Here is a 24,754-nt window from a genome sequence, read left to right as displayed (position 1 = left end):
GATGAGACGGCCGCGGGGTGCGCGCAGGAGGTGGGCCGTCTAGGAGACGGGCCACCAGTTCATGTTCTGACGCGCGTGCACGCCACCACCGTACTACAGCCAGCCGCGCCGGCGGAAGGACCACCACAGCGCGACCGAGGCCACGATGATCACCAGCGTCGACACCCAGAAGCCCCAGTCGGTGTTGATGCCGGGATAGGTGATGTTCTGCCCGTAGTAGCCGGTGATCAGGGTGGGCACCGCGATGATCGCGGCCCAGCTGGTCACCTTCTTCATGATCACGTTGAGCTGGTTGCTCTGCACGGTCAGCTCGGTCTCCCGCAGCGTCGCGGCCAGGTCCCGCAGGGACTCGATCCGGCCGGTCGACTTGAGCACGTGGTCCTGCACGTCCCCGAAGTACGGCCGCATGGTGCGGTCCACCAGGTGGGAACCGTGCCGCTGCACGCCTTCCAGCACCTCTCGCATCGGCCCGGCCACCTTGCGCAGCGCCATCAGGCTGCGCCGCAGCCGGTACGACCGCCGTTGCAGCGGCTGCAGGTCGACCTGCTCGGCGAACAGCGCCTCCTCCACCTGCTCGATGCGCTCGTCGAGCAGTTGCACGGCGTCGATGTGGCTGTCCACGATGAAGTCCAGCACGCCGTGCAGCAGGAAAGCGACGCCGCTCTTGGCCAGGTCGGCGTTTGTCTCCCAGCGCTGGACCACCTGGTCGATGTCGAAGTTCGGGTCCTTGCGCACGGTGACCAGCGCGGCGGGCGTGATGAACACCGAGATCTCGCTGGTGCGCAGCCGCTCGGTCTCGGGGTCGACGGCGGCGAAGTAGGCCGACAGGAACAGGTGTGACTCGTAGTGGTCCAGCTTGGGCCGCTGGTGCTCGTGCACCGCGTCCTCCACGGCCAGCCGGTGCAGCCCCAGCTCCTCGCTGATGGTGGCCAGGTCCGCTTCGTCCGGTTCACACATGTCCAGCCACATCGCCACCCCTGGTTCGGCCAGGTGGTCGGAGATCTCCGCGGGGTTGAAGTCCTCCGCGGCCAGGACGCCGTTACGGTAGAGCCGGGTGCGAGCCATGCCCGCCAGGCTAACGGCCCGCTCCGCCGCTCTGCCGACGTATGGGAAAGGACCAGGCGCGTGCCCACAGAACCACTGCTGCCCACGACCGAACGCGCGTTGCTGCAGCGCGTCGCCACCGAGCAGGCCACCAAGCGCGCGCCGTCACTGGCGGCGGCGGTGGTGCGGGACGGCGGAATGGTGTGGAGCGGCGGCCGCGGCCGGGTCGGCGGCGAGGCGCCGGGCGTGGACACGCAGTACCGCATCGGCTCCATCACCAAGACCTTCGTGGCCGCGCTGGTGATGCGCCTGCGCGACGAGGGCAAGGTCGAGCTGAACGCCCCGTACGGCAAGTACGTGCCAGGCACCGCCTTCGGCGACGTGACCGTGGCTCAGCTGCTGGCCCACGCGGCCGGCCTCACCGCCGAGTCCCCGGGCCAGTGGTGGGAGCGCACGCCCGGCGTCGAGTGGCCGGAGCTGTCCGACCGGGTCACCGAGGGCGAGATCAAGTACCGGCCCGGCCGCAAGTTCCACTACACCAACCTCGGCTACGGCGCCCTCGGCGAGCTGGTGGCCCGGCTGCGTGGCGTGAGCTGGATGGACGCCGTGCGCACGGAGTTGCTGGAGCCGCTGGGCATGACCCGGACGACGCCGATGCCGCAGGCGCCGCACGCGGAGGGCTTCGCCGTGCACCCGTGGGCGGACGTGCTGCTGCCCGAGCCGGCGCACGACGCGATCGCCATGGCCCCGGCCGGCCAGCTGTGGTCCACGCTCACCGACCTGTCCCGCTGGGCCCGGTTCGTCGGCGGCGACACCGGCGACGTGCTGCACCCGGACACCGTCGCGGAGATGCGGGAACCGGCCGTCGTCGAGGACGCCGACCAGTGGACCAGCGGCTACGGCCTGGGTTTCCAGCTGATGCGCAACCGCAACCGCCGGCTGGCCGGGCACACCGGCTCGATGCCCGGCTTCGTGGCGACGGTGTGGACGGACCCGGCGACCGGCACGGCCGGCATCGCGATGGCCAACTCCACCTCCGGGGTGGACGTGCCGGGCCTGTGCGCGGACCTGATCGACATCGTCTCCACGCTGGAGCCGCGCCTGCCGGCCGAGTGGCGCCCGCTGCCCGCGGTGGACCAGGAGCTACTGGCCCTGACCGGCACCTGGTACTGGGGCCCGGCGCCGCGGTCGCTGCGGCTGATGCACGACGGCTGGATCAGCCTCACGCCGATCGCCTCGGGCGGGCGCGGATCGCGGTTCCGGCCCACCGGCAAGGACACCTGGATCGGCCTGGACGGCTACTACGCGGGCGAGACGCTGCGCATCGTGCGCCGGGCCGACGGCTCGATCAGCCACCTGGACGTGTGCACCTTCGTCTTCAGCCGGGAGCCCTACGACGTCACGGCCGAGATTCCCGGTGGAGTTGACCCGAACGGGTGGCGCGCCCTGTAGGCTCCCGGTCCGTTCGGTTCGAGAAAACAGGGGTGGAGAAACGTGTTGTTGATCTGGGGTTTCCGCAGATACGTGCAGCAGCTGCTGATGACCATGCTGGTCTGCGGCAACTGCCGAAACCCGGCGGCCCACGCGCTGCGCAAGTTCACCACCAAGTTCACGCTGTTCTTCATCCCGCTGTTCCCGGTCAGCAGCCGCCACCAGCTCCAGTGCACCTACTGCGGCTACGCCAGCGAGCTGGCCAAGGAGCAGGCACAGGCCCTGGTCGCGCAGCACGCCGCCGCGCAGCAGCCGGCCCCGCAGCAGCTCCCGCAGAACCTGGGCTGACGGCTTTTTCGTCGTCATGAAGGCCCCTTCCGCACGCTCAACGTGAGGAAGGGGCCCTTCATGACGGAAGATCAGTGCACGTACTTGGCGATGATCTTGGTCATCACCTGGTCCAGGTCCTTGAGCCGGCTGACGTCCGGCTTGGCGTCCTGGCTGCTGCCGCGGGCCGGGGTGGCCTTGATGATGCCGGCGATCATGCCGGGCTGGTTGATGTCGTTGTGCGGCGACACGTAGACGCTGTACTCGTCGTAGGCCGGCTCGCCGGGCTTGGCGGTCTTCACGGTGTCGTTGAACGTCTTGGCCTGCTTGCCCGACACGGTGGTGGTCTGGATGTTGGAGTACAGCGACGGATCGGACCCGTAGCGCACCGGCGAGTAGACCGTGGCCACGTCGATGGTGATGGTCAGCGCGTGCGTCGGCTCCACGAAGAAGCAGTGCTGGCCCCACACCACGGCGTGGTAGCTGTCGCCGAACACTTCCTTGACGGCGTCGGTCGCGATGGCGCAGCCGATCGAGGGCTGGGCGTCGGAGGCGCGGAACCAGTCGTTGAACGAGGCCGGCAGCGCGAACGGTTGGTACGGCACGCAATTGCCGTCGTGCACGGAGAAGTCGAGGCAGCCGCCGACGCCGTCGTTGTCCGGCTCGTTGGGGCGGTAGAGCAGCGGCCGCTGCGGCTTGCCGCCGCTCGGCGCGGGACCGGCCAGTGCCTGCTGGATCTTCACCGCCAGCGCCTTGGCCGAGTCGCAGTCCTTCAGCTGCACCGAGACGACGGTGGTGTTGCTCAACTTCTCCGGTGAGCCCGAGGGGCCAAGGCCCCACGACACGTCGCAGAAGTTGCCTCCGTCGTAGACGTTGGCGGTCTTGTCCCCGACCTGCTGGGGTTTGCGGTTCGCGCCCGTCAGCGGATCCGAGTCGTACTTCAGGTCCACCCGGCCCAGGTCCGTCGAGGAGTCCTTGCTGTCCTCCCGCTTGGCCGAACAGCCGTCCAGCGGCGCGAGCGCGTCCCCGTGATCCAGCTTGACCTTCTTCGGGTCCAGATCGCCCAGCGCCTTGGTCAGCAGCGAGCAGCCGTCCCAGTTGGCCAGCGGCCGCGACGCCGCCACGGTCACGGCGTCCGGGTTGCCCAGCTTGGCCACCACGGTGGTGGCGGCGGCCTTGGCCTGGTCACAGGAATTGGTCTTGGACTGGTAGCCGGGCTCGGCCCGCACCTGCACCGCCATGGCGAAGCTGACCGGGATGTCGACCTGACACGAGGAATGCCCGGACAGAGTGAGGTCATGGAGATAGGCCTTGGCGCCGCCGATGGTCAGCGGCGCCTCCTGGTAGGCGGCACCGAAGCTCCAGTCGTCGCCGACGATGACTTCGACGTTGTCGTTGAACGTCCGGTCCACCGTGAACGAGCACGAGTGCGGGGCGATCGGCGTCTGTTTCGCGTTACCGGGCAGGCCGGCGGCGGCCATGCCCGGACCGTCCAGCAGCGCGCACGCGTCGAGCTGGCGCATGGCGGTGAACACCGCGTTGCCGTCACGGTCCGGCGGCGGCTTCGCCGCGCTGCCCTGCGCCCCCAACACCGATGACGCCTGCCCCGTGACCGTCGTGGCGCAGCCGCCCAGCGTCAACGACAACAGTGCCAATGCCGCCAGCGTCAATCCCACTGGGCAGGCGGCAATCCCCCTTGTCCAAGCCATGGTCCGGACCCTAACACCGGATCTGTCCTATGTGGCCGGTTCGGGGAATCGCACCACCGGAAGGAGGACGGCTCAGGGCCCGTATTTGGCGATGATCTTGGCCATCACCTGGTCCAGGTCGTGCAGCCGGGAGACGTCGAGGGGGTCTCCGAACCCGCCGCCGCGGGGGATGGTGGCCTGGGCTTCAGCGGCGATCATGCCGTTGCGGGTGAGGTCGTTGAACGGCGAGACGTAGACGTCGTACTCGTGATAGGTGGGCTGGCCGGGCTTGGCGCCCTTGATGCTGTCGGTGAACGTCTTGGCCTGCTTGCCGGACACGGTGGTGGTCCGCACGTTGGCGTAGAGGTCGGGGCGGTTCCCGTAGTCGCCGGGCTTGTACACCGTGCTGACGTCGAAGCTGAGCAGCAGTGCGTGGGTCGGCTCGACGTAGTAGCAGAAGTCCCCGGACAGCACGGGTTTGAAGGCGTCGCCGTAGACCTGGTGGACGGCGTCCACGGAGATGGCGCACGCGATGGAGGTCTGGGTGTTGGCGGCGGCGAACCACTGCGAGAACGACCGGGGCAGCGTGATCGGCTGGTACGGCCGGCAGGAGCCGTCGTGGGACTGGAAGTCCACGCAGGCGCCGACGGCCTCAGTGTCCGGGTCGTTGGCCCCGTACACCAGCGGCCGCTGCGGCTTGTCGTTCGAGGGCGTGGGGCCGGCCAGTGCCTGCTGCACCTTCACGGCCAATGCGGTCGCCGCGTCGCAGCCCTTCAGTCGCACGGACACCACGGCGGTGTTGTGGGACTGGTCCGAACCGGAAGGCCCGACGGCCCAGGCCACATCGCAGGTCGAGCCGAGATCGTCGACATTGGCGGTCTTGTCGCCGACCTGGCGGGGCGTGCGGTTCAGCCCGGACAGCGGATCCGAGGTGTACTGCATGTCGAGCGTGGCCTTCGGCGTCCGCGGGGTCGCGTCCACGACACTGCACGTGTCGAACGGCGTTTCGACCACGTCCTGCTGCACCTTGGCCTTGGGGTCGAGCCCGCCGAGGGCCTTGTCGAGCAGCGAGCAGCCGTCCCAGCCGGCCAGCGGCCGGGACGCGGGCACGGCCACCGCGTCCGGGTTGCCCAGCTTGGCCACCACGGTCGCGGCGGCCGCCTTGACCGGATCGCAGGACTTGGTGTCGCTGGCCAGGTACACCGCACTGGTGAAGCTGACCGGGATGTCCAGTTGGCACCCGGCCTCGCCGGTGGCCCAGTACGCCTTCGCGCCGCCGATGCTGATCGGGTTCAAGGTCCACCGGCGGCTGAAGGGCGAGTCGAGGCCGACGGCCACCTTGAGTGTGGCATGGGACTTCGGGTCCAGCACGAAGCCGCACGCGTGCGGGCCGAGCGGCACCGGCTGCGCGCCGTCGAACAACGCGCACGCGTCCAGTCTCCGCAGCCCGGCCAGCACGGCGTTGTTGTCGCGGTCCGCCGGATGCTGAATGCCGGCCTGGGCGCCGAGCTGCGGTTCCGCCTGTCCGGCGATGCCGGCGCAGCCGCCCAACATCATCACGGCCGCCGCGGCGGCCACCCCCCTGATCCAGGACATGGCCCCGAACCCTAACAGCGGGCTTGTGTCCTATGTGGCCGGTTCCAGGAACTGGGCGACCAGATCGGGCACGACGTCGTCGGCGAAGGCCAGCGCCTGGCTGATGCCGGCGTCGGTCACGTGGTAGCCGCCCCGCCCGGCGGCGGTGGTCGCGACCAGCGTGGCCAGCCCGGCCCGGCGCTGGAAGTACGAGGCGTGCACCCGCCAGCCGATGATGCCGTCGCTGCGCAGCGCCACGGTTTCCCGCACCAGCGAACCGGATCGGGTGACCAGGTAGCCGTGGGTCAGCGTGTGCCCGAGGCTGCGGTAGCGGTCGTAGCCCAGCCACGCCGAGAACGGCGTCAGCACCAGGAACACGATCGTCACCCAGAACGGGAGGATGTCCAGCAGGGAGCCGGTCCACGCGATGGCCGCCAGCACCAGCACCGAGAGCACGGCCCGGGTGAGCCGGCGACGCAGCGCGGCCCTGGGGTGCGGGGTGAGAGCCGCGGTGGTCGGGTCGGTCGGCTCGCGCAAAGCCTTGGCCGCCACCAGATGCGCCTCGGCCAGCGGGGCCGCCGGCAGCAGCAGGCCACCGGCGCGCTCGTCGCCGCGACCGGTGCGCAGGCCGCTGACCACGGCGGTAGCGCGCCCGCCGTGCACCAGGCGCAGCGGCAGCGTCTCCTTCACCTCGACGCCGCGCAGCCGGGCCTCCTCGATCGACACCGACCGGGTGTTGAGCAGGCCGTGCCGGATGTGCAGGGTGCCGTTGCGCTGCTCCCGGGTCACCGAGAAGTTCCAGTACGACAGGATGTAGCCGAGCACCGAGGTGATGGTGGCGATCACCAGCAGCGCCACCGCGACGCCGGGGATCAGCAGCCACAACGAGGACGTGCCGGCCAGGCTGAGCGCGTCGTGCAGGATCGCGATGTCGTCCGGCCGCAGGTTGAGCTCGTTGGCGAAGTGCCAGAGCGCGCCGAACGCCGCCGCGACGACGGCGATGCCGGACAGCGTGAACGGGGCGTACCAGGTCCAGCGGCGGTCCACCCGGACCAGCTCGGTCTCGGTGGGGGCCGGGCCCGCGGCCCCAGCGTCCACATCGGACTGTCCAACCGGGACGGCCGCGGTCTTGGTGAGCAGCAGGGTGCGCAGCCGCTCGGCCTCGACCTTGGTGATGGCGTCCAGGATCAGCTCGTCGTCCTTGCCCTTGTCGTGACGACCCGTGCCGATCTTCAGCGCGCTCAGCCCGGCCAGCCGGTGCTGCCACTCCGAGGTGATGTCCACGGTGCGGATCCGGTCCCGCGGCACCGCCCTGGTCTTCCGGTTGAGCAGACCCGAGCGCAGCTCGACCTGCTCGTCGGTGATCCGGTAGCGGGCGGTGGCCCAGTGCGTGATGCCCCGCGCGATCAGCAGCCCCACGCCGATCAGGCTCAGCCAGCGCCACCAGGTGTGGGTGCTGGTGCCGGCCACGAACACCACGATCAGCGGCACCGCGGCGCCGACGATCTCCTTGAGCGGCTTGATGAGCACCATCCAGCCGTTGAGCCGCAGCCACTCCGGCGGCTCGTTCAGCGGCGGCGCCGGGGCGACGTCCAGCGGGTACTCGCTCACTGCCGCACCTCGCTGGCGCTCGATGTCCATGTTCGCCCTGTGTTGAATGATTCGCTCGCAAGCTCGCTCATGTCGCGTCACCCTTGCTGGCCGCGGTGGCGGTGGTCAGGTCGTCCACCAGCTGCCGGGCGACGTCCAGGTCGAGGCCGTGGATGTGCAGTGGGCCGGCCGCCGACGCGGTGGTCACGGTGACCTTGGCCAGGCCGAACAGCTGCTCGAACGGACCGCGCTCGGTGTCCACGGTCTGGATCCGGCTCAGCGGCGCGACCCGCCACTCCTGGTCGAACCAGCCGGACTGGGTGTAGACGGCGGTCGGCGTGACCTCCCAGCGATGCACCCGGTAGCGCCAGCTCGGCATCACGGCCAGGTGGACCAGCGCCACCACGGCGGTCACCACGATCACCACGACCAGCCAGGCGCCCGGCGGGTTGGCGGGCAGCACCAGCCCCGCCACCTCGATGGCCAGCAGCACGATCCACCCCGGCAGCGCGCGCACCGTCCAGTATGGAATGGCCTTTCGGCTGATCCGGTGCTGTGGGGCCCGCAGCCGCACGCCCGTCGTCTCACTCACGTCCACGAGCAAACCATGCCTCACCGACAAGCCGTGCACCCGGGACAGATGTCACGGACGCCCCGTGACGGACCGCTTGCCGAGGGGCTCTGCTACAAACGGAGTAATCCGCCGCCGAAGGGACCACATGTCGCACTCCACGGAGACCGTCACCGTCGACGACGGCGACGCCGGCTATCACAAGGGCCTGAAGAGCCGTCAGGTGCAGATGATCGCCATGGGCGGGGCCATCGGCACGGGCCTGTTCCTCGGCGCGAGCGGCCGGCTGGTCACCGCCGGTCCGTCGCTGGCCATCGTCTACGCGATCGCCGGCGTGTTCGCGTTCTTCGTGGTGCGGGCCATGGGCGAGCTGGTGATGCACCGGCCCAGCTCCGGCTCCTTCGTGTCCTACTCGCGGGAGTTCCTCGGCGAGAAGTCGGCGTTCTTCGTCGGCTGGATGTACTTCCTGAACTGGGCCTGCAGTGGCGTCGCCGACGTCACCGCGGCGGCCAAGTACGTGCAGTTCTTCTGGCCGGACGTGCCGCAGTGGATCCCGGCGCTGGGCGCGCTGGTGCTGGTGCTCGCGGTGAACATGGTGTCGGTGACCCTGTTCGGGGAGCTGGAGTTCTGGTTCGCCGCGATCAAGGTGCTGGCCCTGGTCGGCTTCATGGTGACGGCCATCGTGGTGCTGGTCTCCCGCACCCCGGTCGACGGCCACGTGACCGGGCCGCAGCTGATCACCGAGAACGGCGGCTTCTTCCCGCACGGCCTGCTGCCGGCGGTGCTGATCCTGCAGGGCGTGGTGTTCGCGTACGCGGCGATCGAGATGGTGGGCGTGGCTGCCGGCGAGACCGCCGAGCCGCGCAAGGTGATCCCCAAGGCAGTCAACTCGGTCGGCTGGCGCATCGCCATCTTCTACGTGGGCTCGGTGCTGCTGCTGGTGATGCTCATGCCGTCCAGCTCGTACAACAAGGACGTCAGCCCGTTCGTCACCTTCCTGTCCTCGCTGGGCGTGCCCGGGGCCGCCGGCATCATGGACATCGTCGTGCTGACCGCGGCGCTGTCCAGCGTCAACTCGGGCCTGTACTCGACCGGGCGAATCCTGCGGTCGCTGTCCGCGTCCGGCTCCGCGCCGAAGTTCCTGGGCGTGATGAGCCGCGGCGGCGTGCCGTACGGGGGAGTGCTGCTGACCGCCTGCGTGTATGTGCTGGGCGTGGTGCTCAACCTGGTGGTGCCGGGGGAGTCGTTCGAGATCGCGCTGAACTTCTCGGCGCTGGGCATCCTCAGCATGTGGTCGATGATCATGATCTGCAACCTGGCGCTGCAGCGGAAGGCCCGGCGCGGGGAGATCGAGCGACCCTCCTACCGGCTGCCGTGGGCCCCGGCCACCAACTACCTGACCCTGGGCTTCCTGGTGATCGTGCTGGCCCTGAGCTACTTCGACGTGCCGGCCGGCCGGATCATGATCTACGCGATCCCCGGCGTGGTGCTGCTGCTGGTGCTCGGCTGGTTCGCCGTCCGCAAACGCGTCCGCGAGGTCGCCGTCGAACACGGTCGGTGACCACCTCGCTGGTTGGAAGGGGGCATTCCTGGCGTTCAACGCCAGGAATGCCCCCTTCCCGGCATCAAGGGGTCACTGAGCGTCGGCGGTGGTGAGGGGGGAGGGGACGTCGGTGAGCCAGCGGCCCCGGGACATCACGCCGACCACGTTCAGGCCCTCGTCCAGCACCACCAGGTCGGCCCGCTTGCCGACCTCCAGGGAGCCGACGAGGTCGTCGATGCCCAGCACCCGGGCCGGCGTGGTGGCCGCGGCGACGGCCGCCTGCTCCAGCGGGATGCCGTTCACGAGGACCGCTCGGCGGAAGGCGGCGTCCATGGTCAGGGTGGAGCCGGCGATGGAGCCGTTGTCGGCCAGCCGGGCGACGCCGTCGGTCACCTGCACGGCCAGCGGGCCCAGCTCGTAGCGGCCGTCGCCGGCGCCGGCGGCGCTCATCGCGTCGGTGATCAGCGAGACCCGGGAGTGGCCGGCGGCCTGGAAGGCCAACTCCACGGCGGCGTCGTGCAGGTGGTGGCCGTCGTTGACCAGCTCCACGGCCACGGTCTCGGACTCCAGCATGGCGGCGATCGGCCCGGGCTCGCGGTGGTGCAGGCCCCGCATGGCGTTGAACAGGTGGGTGGCCACGGTGACGCCGGCGTTGATGGCCTCGCGGGCCTGCTCGTAGCTGGAGTCGGTGTGGCCGAGGGCGGCGATCACGCCGTTGTCGGTCAGCTGCCGCACCGCGCGCAGGCCGCCGGTGAGCTCGGTCGCCAGCGTCACCATCTTCACGGCCCCGTGACCGCGCTTGAGCAGCCGGCCGACGACCTGCTCCTCGGGTTCGCGCAGCAGCGCCGGATCGTGCGCGCCGCAGCGGGCCTTGCTGATGAACGGGCCCTCCAGGTGGATCCCGGCCAGCAGCCCGTCCTGCACCAGTCCGGACAGCGCCTCCACGGCCCGTTCCAGCTCGGGCAGCGCCATCGTCACGGTGCTGGCGATGGAGGTGGTGGTGCCGTGGCCGCGGTGGAACTCCACCACGCGGCGCGCCTGCTCGAGGTCCGCGCCGAAGGACGCGCCGCCGCCGCCGTGCACGTGGATGTCCACGAAGCCCGGCACCACCACGTATCCGGTGAGGTCGACGACCTTGATGTCGGGGTGCGGACCGCCGTTGGCGCCGGAACCCAGCTCGGTGATCCATTCGCCGTCGACGGCGAGGCGCCCGTCGTCGACGACTCCCCCCGGCAACACGAGCCGGGCGTGGCGCAGCAGGTACACGGTGCCTCCTGGGACTAGGCGTCAGGGTCCGACTGCCGCCACGGCAGCTTGGCGGTATTGGTATAGACCTTATCGGAAGCGACGCCGTGCACACGAGCACTATGCGCAACGGCATGTCATCCGGGACCGACCAGTCGCAGCGTGGCCTCCCGGTAGCCGATCAGCGCGGTCGACCGGGTCCGCTCCAGCGTCACCGCCCCGGCCAGGCCGATCTCCGGGCCGGTCAGCGCCGAGCACAGCCCGGTCACGGTGGCCCGGTCCCGGCAGGCCAGCTGCCAGTGCCGGCCCCGGCCCCACAGCGAGCGCAGCGGCGAGGGCGCGCCCCGGTTGTGCGCGCGGGCCAACGTCGAGCCCACGTGCCAGCGCCCGTCCGGCTCGTCGGTGCCCAACCGCACCAGCACCGCGGCCAACAGCTGCTCGGCGTCCACGTGCATCGGCGGCACCGATCGCAGCGCCATGTCCTCCTCGGCCAGGATCTCCCAGCTACGGCTGGCGATCTCCCACGCGATCGGCACCTGCGGATGCACCGCCGCGCCCTCGGATTCGACGGCTTCGATGCGCAGCAGCGTGCGGGTCGGCACGTGCCGCAATCGGAACCACAGCCCGTCCGGATGCGCGTTCAGCGGCCGCAGGCCGGGCAAACCCTGGCGCCGCACCGGATCCGGATGCACCAGCGCGGCCGAGGCCAGCAGGTGCGGAATGGGCGTGAGCACCACCAGCGCGTGCTGCTCGGGGGAATAGGTGATGCGGCCGGCCACCGACCAATCGAGTTGCCACCGGGTCAACTGGTTCTCGCCGCCGGTGTCGGTGTTGCACGCCAGCAGGGCCAGCAGGGCGCGGAACCGTCGCTGGCTCGCGGAGCACAAATCGAGTCCGTGGCCCGCCAGGTCACCGACCGCGACGCTGGCCCGGCTCAACGGCTCACCGGTGTATGCGGACCGCTGGGCCGAGACGGACACCCACCCGGACAAGACGCACCTCCCCGAAACTTCTCACGACAAGTGGTGTGATCCGCCAGGGTCCGGAGCGGCGTGATGGGCGAGTGCCGGCGACAATGCGCGGTGAAATCGGCCATTCAGGGTCAACTTTGCACCGGTGGAATTAGTGCCGCAACCCATCAGGACGAAGATCACTTTGATGCCTGCGGCAGCGGCGGCACCTGCTCCGATCCGGTGACCACCCCGTTCGCGAGCTCCGTGAGCCGGAGGTTGCGCCGCCTGGCGTACTCGCGAAGTGCGCCGAATGCGCCGTCGACCGAGCTGCCGTGCCGTTCGGCCAGGACGCCTTTGGCTTGTTCGATCACTATTCGGCTGTTGAACGCGGTCTGGAGCTGCGTGGCCAGTGTTTGCGCCTGCGTCAGCTCGCCGAGTCTGCGCACGCCGGCGGCGGCCGCCTGGGCCATCGCCTCGATGATTCGGTTGTCCTCGTCCGACAGCGTTCCGCGCTCGGACCGCAGCACTGTCAAGGCCCCGATCGTGGTTTCCCGGACCCGTAACGGCACCGCGGTCAGCGAGCCGAAGCCGGCCGCCCTGGCTTCGGCGAGAAAACGGTTCCATCGGTTGTTTCGCTGGTCGGTGTCGGGCACCACGATCGCCGTTCCGGTGCGGTGGCACTCCATGCTCGGCCCGTCGCCGCGCAGCAGTGGCCACAATGGCGAGGCGGCGAGCCGATCGGGCCCGGAGTGCCCGATGTGGGCCTGGCCGCGAAGATCGACGAGAACCGCGCCGACTGCGGGCACAAGCAACGTTTCCCGCGCGCGGGTGGCCAGGAATCGCGCGAACTCGGCGTGGTCGAAGTCGTCGACGAGGGTATCGGCGATGCGGGCGAACGTTTCCGCCAGCCGCGCCGGGGAGATCGCGCTCATCGTTGAACCGTACCCGTGTCGCGTCGGGACGCCGCAGGTTATCAGGCCGAATGGGTTGCGGTTGTTCCGGTCGGACCAGAGCCCACTCTACCTTTCGGCGGCTGCCTCCCCGATTATGCCGGTGAACAGGGCTCGGGCGGTACCCGATTGGACGCCGTGGTCTCCCTGTGCGGCGCAGTCATTCAGTTTTATCCTTGGTCGGGGTCACGGCGAGAATTAGACGCGGAGGATGGGATGAATTCAGTGGGCGGAGTCGCCTGATGCGCGAGGGGGAACCGCGCAACTTCGTCCAGCCATGCCTGCTGTTGTTGCTCGACGAGCGGCCCGACCACGGCTACGAGCTCATCGAGCGGCTGCGTCTGTTGTGCGGCGTGGACAACGACGCCAGCGGCATCTATCGGGCCCTGCGCAACCTGGAGCGGGCCGGGCTGGTCTGTTCCAGTTGGACCACCGCCACGCCGGGACCGGCCCGGCGGATGTACCACCTGACCGCCAACGGCGCCGCGGTGCTGGCCGAGTCCGCCGCCGCGCTCACCCGCACCCGCGCGTCCATCGACGCGTTCCTGCACCGGTACGCGCGCCGGGCCGAGAACTCCCGGGGCGCCGCGGTCTATCGCTTCCAGCGCTGAGAGTTCGTTCAGCGCTGGGAGTTCGTTGACTCTTGACGGTGAATCCCTTGGCGTCGAGCCACTTGGCTTAGGCCGGATGGCGGCCTGGCCGCCACCGCGCGCCGATGCGGATGTCCACTGTGGAGTCAACCCGGATGGCCCAACCGTGAGCCGATCGGTGCCCTTTGGTGACTGAACACGCACCGTGAGTGGTTGTCTTCCCCTGATGGGCCAACAGTTTCCCAAATCACCCTGGGACCGACCACACTAGACGGATCGGCCTGGCCTGCGTGTTCACCAAGATCGGCTGGTCGGCGGCAGTGGTTCGCCCGATGTGACGACAAGAGCACCCATTCGGGGCGGATACGATTTTCAGGCGCTGTCTTGTCTTGTGATCGGGGAGTCGTTCTGGTGTACGCCCGTAGTGTGATGACCGACACCTGTGCGCGGGTCGCGCCGGGAGCGGTCCCGCGCGTCCGCAGAGCACCGGCGCGCCCGCTCGGCCGCACCCTTGCCGAGCTGGACCACATGCACGTGGTCGAACGTCTCGAATTCCTCAGGGACGTGCAGTCCGAGTGGGTCGGGCGGCTGGGCGTCGACCCAGCTCGATGGCGCAACATCGAAGGTGTGCTCGAATTCTTCCGGGACGGCGAACTCGCGCACCCGGGCAGCTGGATGTCCATTGTGGACGCGTCCATTCTGGAGGGTCTGGAGCGCGGCACCGCCATCGCGCTCGGCCTGTCCGACGACACCTTCGGCAACCCCGGCTCGACCGAATGGGCTAGCTACTTACGGCGACTCGGCGACGGCGAGCTGGACCGGCGCAGCGTGCACGACGCGGCGTGGAGCCGGGCCGAGCAGGCCGCCACCGAACACGGCGTGGCCCTGGCCCGCACCCTCGGCGTCGCGCCGTCGGCCGCCGAGTGGCGGTTCTACCAGTTCTCCCAGGTGTACCGCTGGGCCATGCGCAACGAGCCGACCGCGCTGCTGGCGCTGGCCGGCCCGGTGGTCAACCCGCGCATCCGCGAGCTGCGGGTGCCGTTCCTGACCTGGTTCACCGACGTCGCCACGCCCGTGCCGGCCTACCGGGGCTGCGCCTTCGCGTGGGCGCTGTCCCGGCTCAACCCGGTCGGCGGCGCCTTCTCCGCGCTGGGGCTGCTGCTGGCCTACCTGCCCAGCCTGTTCGACGATTTCCTGGTCGACACCGGGCGACGAGAGCGCTGACAGCGCGCTGTCGGTGGCCTGACAGCGGGCCCCGGCAGATTGTCGGCCATGGACACCGAGATCCTCATCGTCGGGGCCGGCCCGACCGGCCTGACCCTCGCGGTTGACCTCGCCCGCCGCGGCGTGGCGCACCGCGTCGTCGACCACGACCCCGGCGACTTCGCCGGCTCCCGCGGCAAGGGCATCCAGCCCCGCACCCTCGAGGTGTTCGCCGACCTCGGCGTGATCGACGCCGCCTTCGCCCACGGCGGGCCGTATCCGCCCATGCGGGGATACCAGGACGGCGAGGTCGCCTGGGAGCGTGTGATGGCCCCGACCATGCCGGCGCGTCCCGACGTGCCGTACCCGAATCCGCTGATGCTGCCGCAGTGGCGCACGACCGCGATCCTGCGGGACCGGCTGGCCGAACTCGGCGGTCGCGTCGAAACCGGCGTCGAATTCCAGGGTTTCAGCCAGGACGACGACGGCGTCACCGCCGTGCTCGACGGCCGGTCGGTGCGGGCCCGGTATCTGGTCGGCGCGGACGGCGGCCGCAGCGGCGTGCGCAAGGCCACCGGTGTCGAATTCGTCGGCGAGACCTATGAGCAGCACCGGATCCAGATCGCCGACGTGAGGATCGACGGGCTGGACCGGGACCACTGGCACATGTGGACCAACGCCGAGGGGCCGGTGCTGGCGCTGTGCCCGATGGCCGGCACCGACACCTTCCAGCTCACCACCACCCGGTATGACGAGACCGATCTGGCTTCGCTGGTTCGGGAGGTCAGCGGCTGCACGCTCACCGATGTCGGGTGGTCCAGCCAGTGGCGGGCCAACGTGCGGATGGTCGACCGCTACCGGGTCGGCCGCGTGTTCCTGGCCGGCGACGCCGCCCACGTGCACACTCCGGCCGGCGGGCAGGGCCTCAACACCGGCGTGCAGGACGCGTACAACCTCGGTTGGAAGCTGGCTCTCGGGTCGGAGGAACTGCTCGACAGCTACGAGGACGAGCGGCTGCCCATCGCCGCCGGCGTGCTCGGCATCAGCAACAAGCTGTTCAACCGCGGCATCGGACGCAGCGAAGATGCCATGGACCGCAGCGATCCCGTGCTCCGGCAGCTCGGTCTGCACTACCGCGACTCCAAGCTCTCCGTCGACACCCGGGCGGTTGCGGGTTCCCTCCGCGCCGGCGACCGCGCCCCCGACGGCCTCGCCGGCACCCAGCGCATCCACGATGCCTTGCGCGGTCCGCAGTTCAGCGTCCTGACGTTCGGTGGCGCCGACTACCCCGGTGGCGTCGCGGTCACCGATGCCCCCGCGTACGACATCGACCACGGCTACGCCGTCGTGCGCCCGGACGGCTACCTCGGCATGATCGCCACCGACCCCGCCGATGTCCGGCAGTACCTGGACCGCTTCTAGCCCCCCGCATTTTCGGCTCTTCGTACTGATGTGTGGGTGGGTATGCCCAGGTAGCAGAAGGGCACGCCGGTGCAGCGTCTAGGTTTCTGAGCTGTCGAGGAACAGAAACTGCATAGACGGAGAACGACGTGCCCTCTACCAGGGTATGGGGTCGGCTGCTGGGCTTGCCCACCGCGGTCGTGGAGACAGTCGCGTTCGACGAGCACGAGCAGGTGTTCGTCGCTTCGGTCCGAGCCCGCAGGCGTGATCGTGGCCGATGCGGGATCTGCCAGCGCCGCTGCCCCGGGTACGACACCGGGCAGGGACGACGCCGATGGCGGGCGCTGGACCTGGGGACCGTGCGCGCGGTCGTGGAAGCCGACGCGCCCCGGGTGGCCTGTGCCGAGCATGGCGTCGTGGTCGCCGCGGTGCCCTGGGCCCGTCACGGCGCCGGACACACCCGGGCCTTCGACGACACCGTGGCCTGGCTGGCCACCACCTGCTCGAAGACCACGGTGCGGCAGCTGATGCGGATCGCCTGGCCCACCGTCGGCTCGATCATCACCCGGGTCCGGGCCGACATCGACGCCGAGGTGGACCGGCTGGCGGGGTTGCGTCGGATCGGGATCGACGAGATCAGTTACAAGAAAGGCCACAAGTACCTCACCATCGTTGTCGATCACGACACCGGGCGGCTGGTCTGGGCCGCGCCCGGCAACGACAAACAGACATTGACCCAGTTCTTCACGCTGCTGGGGCCCGCGCGCTGCGCGCAGATCACCCATGTGTCCGCGGACGCCGCGGCCTGGATCGCCCGCGTGGTCGAACAGCGCTGCCCGACCGCGATCCGCTGCGCCGACCCGTTCCACGTGGTCAAGTGGGCCACTGACGCGTTGGACGCGGTGCGGCGCCAAGCGTGGAACGCCCTGCGTCGCAGTCCGGGTGGCAGTGGTCGGGATCGCCGGGGCCGCGCCGCGTCGGCCGGGGCGGCGCGAGGGCTCAAACGAGCACGGTGGGCGCTGTGGAAGAACCCGGAGAACCTCACCGACAAGCAGCAGGTCACGCTGGACTGGATCGCCAAGGCCGACCCCCGGCTCTATCGGGCCTACCTGCTCAAAGAGGGGCTCCGGTACGTCTTCGCGGTCGGCGGCCAGGACGGCAAGCATGCCTTGCGGCGGTGGCTGTCCTGGGTCGCGCGGTGCCGGATACCGGAGTTCGTCAAGCTCGGGCGGACCGTCCGGGCCGAACTCGCCGCCATCCACGCCAGCCTCGATCACGGGCTGTCCAACGCACTGGTCGAGTCCACCAACACCAAGATCCGGCTGCTCACCCGGATGGCCTTCGGCTTCAAACGCCCCGAAGCTCTGATCTCGCTGGCACTGCTCGCTCTGGGTGGTTACCGACCGACCCTGCCAGGCCGGTAACCACCCACACATCCCTACCAAGAGCCGCATTTTCGCCACATGTGGCCCACATTCGACTCCAGAGGCCACATGTGGACCACATGTGGCATTGCTTGGGGCTGGTGGGGTGGCATCGGGGCCGGCCGTCAGCCTCGCAGCTCGGCCGCCTTGGCCCGGAGCGCTGCCGCCTGCTCGTGCTCGCCGCCGTCCTCGAACCACGCCGCCTGGGCCTCCAGCACCACGGCCCGGGCCGGCGCGTCCTTGGTTCGCATCGCCAGCTTGACGGCGATCTCGTGCTGGCGGCCGGAATCCTCACGCTGGCCCAGGGCGGCCAGCGTGAGGGCGTAGTTCATCCGCAGCAGCGCCTGGAACTGCGTGGGGGCGTCGGCATGGTCGATGGCCAGGGCGGAGCGGTGCCAGGAAAGGGCTTCCGGGAGCCGGCCGTCGAGGCGGGCGAGCTCGGCGAGGGCGTTGCGGATCCGGGCCAGGGACACGGGATCGTCGGCCGGGGTGGACTGCTCGGCCCGTTCCAGCAGCACGCGGGCGCCGGCGGTGTCGCCGGTGCGGGCCTGGAGCTGGGCGGACTGGACCTGGAGCAGCGTGGGCACATGGACGCCCATCCCCAGCGCCTCGGTGACGGCGGCCAGGGCGGCCTCGTTGTCGCCGCGGCTGGCCTGGGAGATGGACAGGAACGTCAGCGCGTAGGTGAGCCCGACCTGGTCGCCGAGCTCGCGGAAACTCGTTGCGGCGGCGGCGAAGTGACGCTCGGCGCGGGGGATGCCGCCGTCGCTGAGCTCGGAGGCGACGTAGCCGTGCAGCAGTTCGCCGGCGGCCCGCCGCCACGGGTCGGCGGACTCGCTCAGCCGGGCCGCGATGCCGCCGATCCGCCGGCTGTTGTCGCCGCTGCGCACGACGACCAGGGCCAGCGTCGCCGGGCCGTCCTCCAGGGCCAGCCGGTCCAGCAGCTCCTCGGTGGGCTGCCGCAGCAGCCGTGCCTCGTCGGTGTCGACGGTTTCGGCCCAGTGCAAGGGATCCTGCAACTGGGCCAGCACCAGCCACAGCCAGAGCCGGGCGGTGAACATCCGCGGCGACATCGCCAGGTCCAGGTTGGCCCGCTCGGCGGTGAGCCGCGTCAGCCAGGTCGCCTGCTCCGGCCCGCGCAGCAGCGGCTCGGCCCGCTCGACCAGGGCGGTGTAGTACTCGGCGTGGCGCTGCCGGGTCTCGTCACCGTCCAGTTTGGACGAAGCGTATTCACGGATCGTCTCCAGCAGGCGGTAGCGCTCTTCGGCCGCCGCCACCAGCGACTTGTCCACGAGGGACGTCAGCTGGTCCAGGGTGCCCGAGGTGACCTGCTCGATCGCCTCCAGGGTGGCCCCGCCGGCGAACACCGACAGTCGGCTGAGCAGGGTGCGCTCGGCCTCGTCGAGCAGGTCCCAGCTCCAGTCGATCACCGCCCGCAGCGTGCGGTGCCGCTGCGGGGCGGCCCGGGTTCCCTTGTCCAGCAGGCCGATCCGGTCGCCGAGCCGTTCGGTGAGCTGGGCCGGCGTCAGCGAGCGGAGCCGGGCCGCGGCCAGCTCGATGGCCAGCGGCAGGCCGTCCAACGCCCGGCAGATGTCCACGATGGACTCGTCAGGCCGGAAGCCGGGGCTGACGGCGCGGGCCCGTTCGGTGAACAGAGCGACGGCCTGGCGGTCGGGCAGCGGCCGCAGCGGGCACAGCGTCTCGCCAGTGATGCTCAGCGGCTCCCGGCTGGTGGCCAGGATCTTCAGCCGCGGGCACCGGGTCAGCAGATCGGCCGCGAAGTCGGCGGCCGCGTCGATCACGTGCTCGCAGTTGTCCAGCACCAGCAGGGAATTCCGGGCCGCCAGGTAGTCACGGGGATGGTCGGCGGTGCTCAACGCCTCCCGGGTGGCCGCAATGACGTCCACTGTGGACGTGAGGTCGACAAGCCAGACACCGTCGGGGAAATCGGGCAGCAACCGTTCCGCCGCCTCGACCGCCAGACGGGTCTTGCCCGTCCCGCCGGTGCCGGTCAGCGTCACCAGCCGCGCCCCGGCCACCGCCCGCGTCACCTGCTCCAGTTCCAGATCCCGGCCGACAAAGCTGGTCAGCCGGGCCGGCAGGTTGGTTCGGGTCGACGTCGTGCGCAGGGCCGCCAGATGCGCCTCCTGCAGCGCCGGCCCGGGATCCACCCCCAGCTGATCGGCCAACAGCTTGCGCACCCGGTCGTACACCGCGAGCGCATCGGCCTGGCGGCCCTTGGCCGTCAGCGCCCGCATCAGCCGCGCGTGCAGGCCCTCGCGCAGCGGCTGTGCCGCGGCCAGCTCCTCGACCTCGGCGATCACGTCCCGCCCGGCCGCGATGTCCGCGTCGATCCGGGCCTCGATCGCCGTGGCCCGCAACTCCGTCAGCCGCGCGACCGGCGCCCGGGCGAACTCCGCGTCACCGGCGTCGGCGAACGGGCTGCCCCGCCACAGATCCAGCGCTTCCCGCGGTCGGCCCTCGGCGACGGCCCGCTCGAACTCCGCCGCGTCCAACACTGTCGGCGGCACTTCCAGGCGATAGCCCGTCGGATGCGAGCCGACGGCCGCCCGCCCGATCGCCCGACGCAGCCGTGCCACCAGCGACTGCAACGCCGCCCCCGGCTCAGCCGGTGCCGACTCCGGCCACAAGTCGGCGATCAGCCGGTCGGTCGTGACGATGCGCCCCGCGTCCACGGCCAGCCGCACCAGCAACAGGCGCAGCATCGGCCCGCCGACCTCGACCCGCTCACCGCCGGCCCCGCGAACCTCCAGCTCACCGAGCACCCCCACAACCACCCGCGAGTCCCGCTCTCGGTCAACCATGTGTCGAGTTCCGAAACTCGACATTCAGTTGCCTGAGAGCGGGACTCGCGGGGGTGAGGGCGGCGGCTTCGGCGCGCATGCCGAGGATGATCGTGGCGACGGAGGCGGCGAAGGTCTCGCCACTGCTGGGGTGGCCGTCGGGGAACCACGGCTCCATCGCCGCGCCGGCCGACGGGTCCCCGGCCGGCGCGGTCTGCTCCTGGAGCACGTAGCCGGTCACGTAGCTGGAGACGATGTCGCCCCAGCGGGCGGCGACGGGCATCGGGATGCCCTGGCGGAGATATCGCTCCAGGCTCTCGGCCAGCTGTTCGGTGCCCGACTGATTGACGGTGACGTGCGCGGCGACCAGCCGGGCTCCGTCGCGGTGGGCGAGCATGGCGGCCCGCAGCCGGTGCGCGTACTCGGTCAGGTCGTCGGCCCAATCACCGCCCTCGCGGCCGTCGTCGGCGAAGACCGGCCGCAGCACCAGCTCGGTGACCGCGGCCAGCAGCTCCTGCTTGCTCTTGACGTGCCAGTACAGGGCGCCGCGCTGCACGCCGAGCCGGTCGGTCAGCGCCCGCGTGGTGAAGGCGTCCAGCCCCACCTCGTCCAGCAGCTCCAGCGCGGCCTCGACCACCTGTTCCCGTCGCAGCGGCATGCACGTCCCCTTCTCACCCCTTGACGGAAGCAGTCTACCCACCGTAGCTTGAGCGGCGCTCAATTGAGCGCCGCTCAAGACGCATTTAGGGGGAGTGACGATGCGAGTGCTGTGCACAGCCGTGCCCGGAAGTGGTCTTTTCCTGCCGACGGTGCCGCTGGCCTGGGCTTTGCGGGCCGCCGGCCACGAGGTGCTGCTGCTCAACAACGGCGCCGGGGCCCGCGCGGCCGCCGGGGCCGGCCTGCCGGTGGTGGACCCGCTGCCGGAGCGCGACCTGTGGGCCGAGTTCATGGCCGCGGTCGCCGGCATGATCAAGGACGGCAACGCCACGCCCGAGCGGGGCGGCTTCGGTTGGTTCGGTGAGCAGATGATCGACGGCATGCTGCCGGTGGCCCGGGCGTTCCGGCCGGACCTGGTGATCACCACCGCCGAGCAGGGCGCGGGCCGGCTGATCGCCGCCGAGCTCGGCGTGCCGCTGGTCGAGCAGGGCATCCGGCTGGGCTGGGCCGGCCTCGACGACCACGTGGTCGAGGCGCGCCGGGACATCGCCGACTACCTCGAGCCGACCAGGGGGCGGCTCGGGCTGCCGGATGCCCCGATCGACCCGGTGGCGACCGTCGACGTCCGCCCGCCGAGCATGGGCGGTGTCGCCACCGACACCCAGTTCCTCATGCGGTACGTGCCGTACAACGAGTCCCGCGTGGTGCCGGGCTGGGTGACGCTGCCGTCCAGCCGGCCCCGGGTCTGCGTCACCCTGGGCAGCGTGCTGCCGGCCCTGGGCGGTGTCGGCGCGCTGCGCGGCATCCTGGCCAATCTGTCCACAATGGACATCGAGGTCCTGTTGGCCGCGGGCGACATCGACGTCGCGGAGCTGGGGGAGCTTCCGGCCAACGTGCGGCCGCTGGGCTGGATGCCGCTGAACGCCCTGATGCCGACGTGCGACGCGATCGTGCACCACGGTGGATCGGCCACGGTGATGACACCGCTGGCCTACGGTGTGCCGCAGGTCGCACTGCCGAAGTTCGCCGACCAGCCGCTCAACGCCCAGCTGATGGCCGACCGCGGCGTCGGCCTCACCGTCACCGAGCCGGAGCAGGTCGCCGAGGCGCTGTCCCAGGTCCTGGGACAGGACAAGTTCCGCGACACCGCCGCCGACGTGCGCGACGAGATCGCCTGGCAGCCCAGCCCGGCCGAGGTGGTCGGCAGGCTGGCGAAACTGGGGTAGCCGTCGCTAGGCTCGGCGGGCCGATGGTTCGCCGGGCCGGCCAGGTCCGTCGAGGCAACAGGGAACCCGGTGCGAATCCGGGACTGCCCCGCAGCGGTGAGCGGGAACGACCGCCGTCAGAAGCACTGGACCGCCAGGTCTGGGAAGCGACGGCCAGTAGGTCCGAGAGATCGGGTGCCCGCGAGTCCGAATACCTGCCACCGGTGCGCGGGCCGCCGGTCCGCGCGTGATCCGGGGCCTCTCGGGTGGGCTCGCGCGGATGCGGTTGTCCTCGCGCGCCCTTCGACGCCCACGTGCTCGCGAGGGAGAGAGCAGTGGACACCACCTTCACCACCACGGTCCTGGGCTATCCGCGGATCGGCCCGCGCCGGGAGCTCAAGCGCGCGGTCGAGTCGTACTGGGCCGGGCGCATCGACGTCGACGAGCTCCAGCGCGTCGCGGCCGACCTGCGCCGGGACACCTGGGCGCAGCTGGCCGAGTCGCTGGACTCGGTGCCGAGTAACACGTTCTCGTTCTACGACCAGGTGCTGGACGCCGCCGTGCTGTTCGACGCCGTGCCGCAGCGGTTCCGCGACCTCGGTCTGTCCGATGTGGACACATACTTCGCGATGGCCCGCGGCCGGGACGGCGCGGCGGCGATGGAACTGACCAAGTGGTTCGACAGCAACTACCACTACCTGGTGCCGGAACTGGCGCCGGACACCAGGTTCCGGCTGGCCGGCGACAAGCCGGTGGCCGAGTTCACCGAGGCGCTGCGCCAGGGCGTGCCGACTCGGCCGGTGCTGCTCGGCCCGGTCACGTTCCTCAAGCTGGCCAAGCCTTTCCTGCCGGAACTGCTGGACGGCCTGCTCGACTGCTACGCCGAGCTGCTGGGCCGGCTGGCCGACGCCGGCGCCGAATGGGTGCAGCTGGACGAGCCGGCCGGCGTCCCGGACCTGCTCCAACGCGTATACCAGCGGCTGGGCGGATTGACCAAGCGGCCCAAGCTGTTGGTCACCGGCGAGGTGCTGCCGGCGCTGGCCGACGCGCCGGTCGAAGGGCTGGGCGTCGACTTCGTCACCAGTCCCGAGCTGGCCGACCGGATCCCGGGCTTGCTCGGCCTGCGGGACAAACTGCTGGTCGCCGGTGTTGTCGACGGCCGCAACGTGTGGCGCACCGACCTGCGCAAGGCGGCGGCGCTGGGCGCGTCGCTGCTCGGCTCGGTCGGCTCACTGGCCGTGTCCTCCTCGTCCTCGCTGCTGCACGTCCCGTACGACCTGGACGCGGAAATCGCGCTGCCGCAAGAGGTTCGCGACCGACTGGCGTTTGCCAAGCAGAAGGTCGCCGAGATCAAGACCCTCGGTGAGGCGCTGCGCGACGGCGTCCCGCTGCCGGCGGCGGCCCAGGTCACCCCGCTACGTAACGAAAAGACGCGCGAGCGGCTGTCCGCGCTGCGGCCCGAAGATCGCAGCCGGGCCGACTACGACACCCGCGCCGCCGCCCAGCAGCAGCGTCTCGGCCTGCCGGCGCTGGCCACCACCACGATCGGCTCGTTCCCACAGACCGGCGACATCCGCAAGGCTCGCGCCCAGGTTCGGGCCGGTTCGCTCACCGAGGCGCAGTACGACGAGCGGATGCGGGCCGAGATCGAGCGGGTGATCCGGCTCCAGGAGGAGATCGGCCTCGACGTTCTCGTGCACGGCGAGCCCGAGCGCAACGACATGGTGCAGTACTTCGCCGAGAACCTGGACGGCTTCGCCACCACCGAACTCGGCTGGGTGCAGTCCTACGGCTCGCGCTGCGTGCGGCCGCCGATCCTGCACGGCGACGTCAGCCGGCCGCGGCCGATGACCGTGGCCTGGAGCGAGTACGCCCAGTCGCTGACCGACAAGCCGGTCAAGGGCATGCTCACCGGCCCGGTGACCATCCTGGCCTGGTCCTTCGTCCGCGACGACCAGCCGCTCGGCCAGACCGCCGACCAGGTGGCGCTGGCGCTGCGGGACGAGATCGCCGACCTGGAGGCCGCCGGCATCGGCGTGGTCCAGGTGGACGAGCCGGCGCTGCGGGAAACCTTGCCGTTGCGGGAAGAAGACCGGCCGGCCTACCTGAGGTGGGCTGTCGACTCCTTCCGACTGGCCACCGCCGGCGCCGCCGTCAGCACGCAGATCCACACCCACCTGTGCTACTCGGAGTTCGGCGACGTGATCACCGCGATCGACGGCCTCGACGCCGACGTGACGACAATCGAGGCTGCCCGTTCCAAGATGGAGGTGCTGGAAGACTTGCGCGCCATCGGTTTCCGCCGCGGCGTCGGGCCGGGCGTGTACGACATCCACTCGCCGCTGGTGCCGGACGAGGAGCAGGTCGTCGGGCTGTTGAAGGCCGCCCTGGATGCGGTGCCTCGGGAACGGTTGTGGGTCAACCCGGACTGCGGCCTGAAGACCCGTGGCTATGGAGAGGTTGACCCGTCGCTGCGGGCGCTGGTCGGCGCGGCTCGGGTGCTGCGTTGACATAGCTGGGCCGAGGTGACGGCACGGGTGGGTGCCAACGGCG

Annotated in this window: 19 protein-coding genes and 1 riboswitch; of the genes, 9 read left to right on the top strand and 10 right to left on the bottom strand. The window is 70.6% G+C overall.

What is annotated here, in order from left to right; genetic code table 11:
* Positions 1–93: 93 nt before the first annotated feature.
* Complete coding sequence (locus tag JJ691_RS27190; protein ID WP_211762466.1) at positions 94–1,065, bottom strand: magnesium transporter CorA family protein; 972 nt, start codon at positions 1,063–1,065, stop codon at positions 94–96.
* 75 nt (positions 1,066–1,140) lie between these two features.
* On the opposite strand from JJ691_RS27190, the gene JJ691_RS27185 reads away from it, so the two are divergent.
* Positions 1,141–2,496: a serine hydrolase domain-containing protein gene (locus tag JJ691_RS27185; protein WP_211771746.1), complete on the top strand. Its 1,356-nt coding sequence runs from the start codon at positions 1,141–1,143 to the stop codon at positions 2,494–2,496.
* 42 nt (positions 2,497–2,538) lie between these two features.
* Positions 2,539–2,823, top strand: a complete 285-nt coding sequence (locus JJ691_RS27180) for a zinc-ribbon domain-containing protein (protein ID WP_249227041.1) — start codon at positions 2,539–2,541, stop codon at positions 2,821–2,823.
* 71 nt (positions 2,824–2,894) lie between these two features.
* Here JJ691_RS27180 and JJ691_RS27175 read toward each other — a convergent pair whose 3' ends face one another.
* From JJ691_RS27175 to JJ691_RS27160, 4 genes are all read right to left on the bottom strand, one after another.
* Positions 2,895–4,511 carry a DUF3558 family protein gene (locus JJ691_RS27175; protein WP_211762465.1) on the bottom strand — a complete coding sequence of 539 codons (1,617 nt, stop codon included), beginning with the start codon at positions 4,509–4,511 and terminating at the stop codon, positions 2,895–2,897.
* Positions 4,512–4,583: 72 nt separating this feature from the next.
* Positions 4,584–6,086 carry a hypothetical protein gene (locus JJ691_RS27170; protein WP_211762464.1) on the bottom strand — a complete coding sequence of 501 codons (1,503 nt, stop codon included), beginning with the start codon at positions 6,084–6,086 and terminating at the stop codon, positions 4,584–4,586.
* Positions 6,087–6,116: 30 nt separating this feature from the next.
* Positions 6,117–7,676 carry a PH domain-containing protein gene (locus JJ691_RS27165; RefSeq protein ID WP_306291317.1) on the bottom strand — a complete coding sequence of 520 codons (1,560 nt, stop codon included), beginning with the start codon at positions 7,674–7,676 and terminating at the stop codon, positions 6,117–6,119.
* Positions 7,677–7,743: 67 nt separating this feature from the next.
* The gene (locus JJ691_RS27160; RefSeq protein ID WP_249227040.1) at positions 7,744–8,247 is read right to left on the bottom strand and encodes a PH domain-containing protein; all 504 of its coding nucleotides are present in this window, start codon (positions 8,245–8,247) and stop codon (positions 7,744–7,746) included.
* A gap of 127 nt (positions 8,248–8,374) precedes the next feature.
* Between JJ691_RS27160 and JJ691_RS27155 the strand changes: the two genes are divergently transcribed.
* Entirely contained in the window at positions 8,375–9,787 is a 1,413-nt protein-coding gene (locus JJ691_RS27155) for an amino acid permease (protein ID WP_211762462.1), read from the top strand.
* Positions 9,788–9,859: 72 nt separating this feature from the next.
* Here the strand turns inward: JJ691_RS27155 and nagA are convergent, their stop codons facing one another.
* From nagA to JJ691_RS27140, 3 genes are all read right to left on the bottom strand, one after another.
* The gene (gene nagA / locus JJ691_RS27150; RefSeq protein ID WP_306291316.1) at positions 9,860–11,035 is read right to left on the bottom strand and encodes an N-acetylglucosamine-6-phosphate deacetylase; all 1,176 of its coding nucleotides are present in this window, start codon (positions 11,033–11,035) and stop codon (positions 9,860–9,862) included.
* Positions 11,036–11,151: 116 nt separating this feature from the next.
* Positions 11,152–12,006, bottom strand: coding sequence for a hypothetical protein (locus JJ691_RS27145; protein ID WP_211762461.1), 855 nt, complete (start codon positions 12,004–12,006; stop codon positions 11,152–11,154).
* 158 nt (positions 12,007–12,164) lie between these two features.
* A complete protein-coding gene (locus tag JJ691_RS27140; RefSeq protein ID WP_211762460.1) occupies positions 12,165–12,899 on the bottom strand; it encodes a GAF and ANTAR domain-containing protein in 735 nt (244 codons plus the stop codon).
* A gap of 260 nt (positions 12,900–13,159) precedes the next feature.
* Here JJ691_RS27140 and JJ691_RS27135 point away from each other — a divergent pair, with 260 nt between their 5' ends.
* The 4 genes from JJ691_RS27135 (at position 13,160) to JJ691_RS27120 (ending at position 17,535) form a co-directional block, all read left to right on the top strand.
* On the top strand, positions 13,160–13,528 hold the full coding sequence (locus JJ691_RS27135; protein ID WP_184859814.1) for a PadR family transcriptional regulator: 369 nt from the start codon (positions 13,160–13,162) through the stop codon (positions 13,526–13,528).
* A 390-nt stretch (positions 13,529–13,918) separates the two neighbouring features.
* The gene (locus JJ691_RS27130; protein WP_211762459.1) at positions 13,919–14,731 is read left to right on the top strand and encodes a hypothetical protein; all 813 of its coding nucleotides are present in this window, start codon (positions 13,919–13,921) and stop codon (positions 14,729–14,731) included.
* 48 nt (positions 14,732–14,779) lie between these two features.
* The gene (locus tag JJ691_RS27125; protein ID WP_211762458.1) at positions 14,780–16,132 is read left to right on the top strand and encodes an FAD-dependent monooxygenase; all 1,353 of its coding nucleotides are present in this window, start codon (positions 14,780–14,782) and stop codon (positions 16,130–16,132) included.
* 128 nt (positions 16,133–16,260) lie between these two features.
* On the top strand, positions 16,261–17,535 hold the full coding sequence (locus JJ691_RS27120; RefSeq protein ID WP_211762192.1) for an ISL3 family transposase: 1,275 nt from the start codon (positions 16,261–16,263) through the stop codon (positions 17,533–17,535).
* A 125-nt stretch (positions 17,536–17,660) separates the two neighbouring features.
* Here the strand turns inward: JJ691_RS27120 and JJ691_RS27115 are convergent, their stop codons facing one another.
* A complete protein-coding gene (locus JJ691_RS27115; protein ID WP_211762457.1) occupies positions 17,661–20,360 on the bottom strand; it encodes a BTAD domain-containing putative transcriptional regulator in 2,700 nt (899 codons plus the stop codon).
* Positions 20,353–20,997: a TetR/AcrR family transcriptional regulator C-terminal domain-containing protein gene (locus JJ691_RS27110; protein ID WP_211762456.1), complete on the bottom strand. Its 645-nt coding sequence runs from the start codon at positions 20,995–20,997 to the stop codon at positions 20,353–20,355. The genes JJ691_RS27115 and JJ691_RS27110 overlap by 8 nt, the downstream gene beginning before the upstream one ends.
* Positions 20,998–21,097: 100 nt before the next feature.
* On the opposite strand from JJ691_RS27110, the gene JJ691_RS27105 reads away from it, so the two are divergent.
* Positions 21,098–22,222 carry a nucleotide disphospho-sugar-binding domain-containing protein gene (locus JJ691_RS27105; protein ID WP_211762455.1) on the top strand — a complete coding sequence of 375 codons (1,125 nt, stop codon included), beginning with the start codon at positions 21,098–21,100 and terminating at the stop codon, positions 22,220–22,222.
* A gap of 7 nt (positions 22,223–22,229) precedes the next feature.
* Positions 22,230–22,438, top strand: a riboswitch (cobalamin riboswitch).
* A 98-nt stretch (positions 22,439–22,536) separates the two neighbouring features.
* Entirely contained in the window at positions 22,537–24,711 is a 2,175-nt protein-coding gene (gene metE, locus JJ691_RS27100) for a 5-methyltetrahydropteroyltriglutamate--homocysteine S-methyltransferase (protein ID WP_211762454.1), read from the top strand.
* Positions 24,712–24,754 lie beyond the last annotated feature (43 nt).

The organism is Kutzneria sp. CA-103260, from assembly GCF_018263855.1.
Lineage (GTDB): Bacteria > Actinomycetota > Actinomycetes > Mycobacteriales > Pseudonocardiaceae > Kutzneria.
This window is presented reverse-complemented; position numbering and strand designations above follow the sequence as displayed.

What these genes read in the sequence shown, in the direction of transcription:
- JJ691_RS27190 (WP_211762466.1), bottom strand. Translation starts at nt 1,065, where the DNA reads ATGGCTCGCACCCGGCTCTACCGTAACGGCGTCCTGGCCGCGGAGGAC.
- JJ691_RS27175 (WP_211762465.1), bottom strand. Translation starts at nt 4,511, where the DNA reads ATGGCTTGGACAAGGGGGATTGCCGCCTGCCCAGTGGGATTGACGCTG.
- JJ691_RS27170 (WP_211762464.1), bottom strand. Translation starts at nt 6,086, where the DNA reads ATGTCCTGGATCAGGGGGGTGGCCGCCGCGGCGGCCGTGATGATGTTG.
- JJ691_RS27155 (WP_211762462.1), top strand. Translation starts at nt 8,375, where the DNA reads ATGTCGCACTCCACGGAGACCGTCACCGTCGACGACGGCGACGCCGGC.
- JJ691_RS27140 (WP_211762460.1), bottom strand. Translation starts at nt 12,899, where the DNA reads ATGAGCGCGATCTCCCCGGCGCGGCTGGCGGAAACGTTCGCCCGCATC.
- JJ691_RS27135 (WP_184859814.1), top strand. Translation starts at nt 13,160, where the DNA reads ATGCGCGAGGGGGAACCGCGCAACTTCGTCCAGCCATGCCTGCTGTTG.
- JJ691_RS27125 (WP_211762458.1), top strand. Translation starts at nt 14,780, where the DNA reads ATGGACACCGAGATCCTCATCGTCGGGGCCGGCCCGACCGGCCTGACC.
- JJ691_RS27115 (WP_211762457.1), bottom strand. Translation starts at nt 20,360, where the DNA reads ATGGTTGACCGAGAGCGGGACTCGCGGGTGGTTGTGGGGGTGCTCGGT.
- JJ691_RS27110 (WP_211762456.1), bottom strand. Translation starts at nt 20,997, where the DNA reads ATGCCGCTGCGACGGGAACAGGTGGTCGAGGCCGCGCTGGAGCTGCTG.
- JJ691_RS27105 (WP_211762455.1), top strand. Translation starts at nt 21,098, where the DNA reads ATGCGAGTGCTGTGCACAGCCGTGCCCGGAAGTGGTCTTTTCCTGCCG.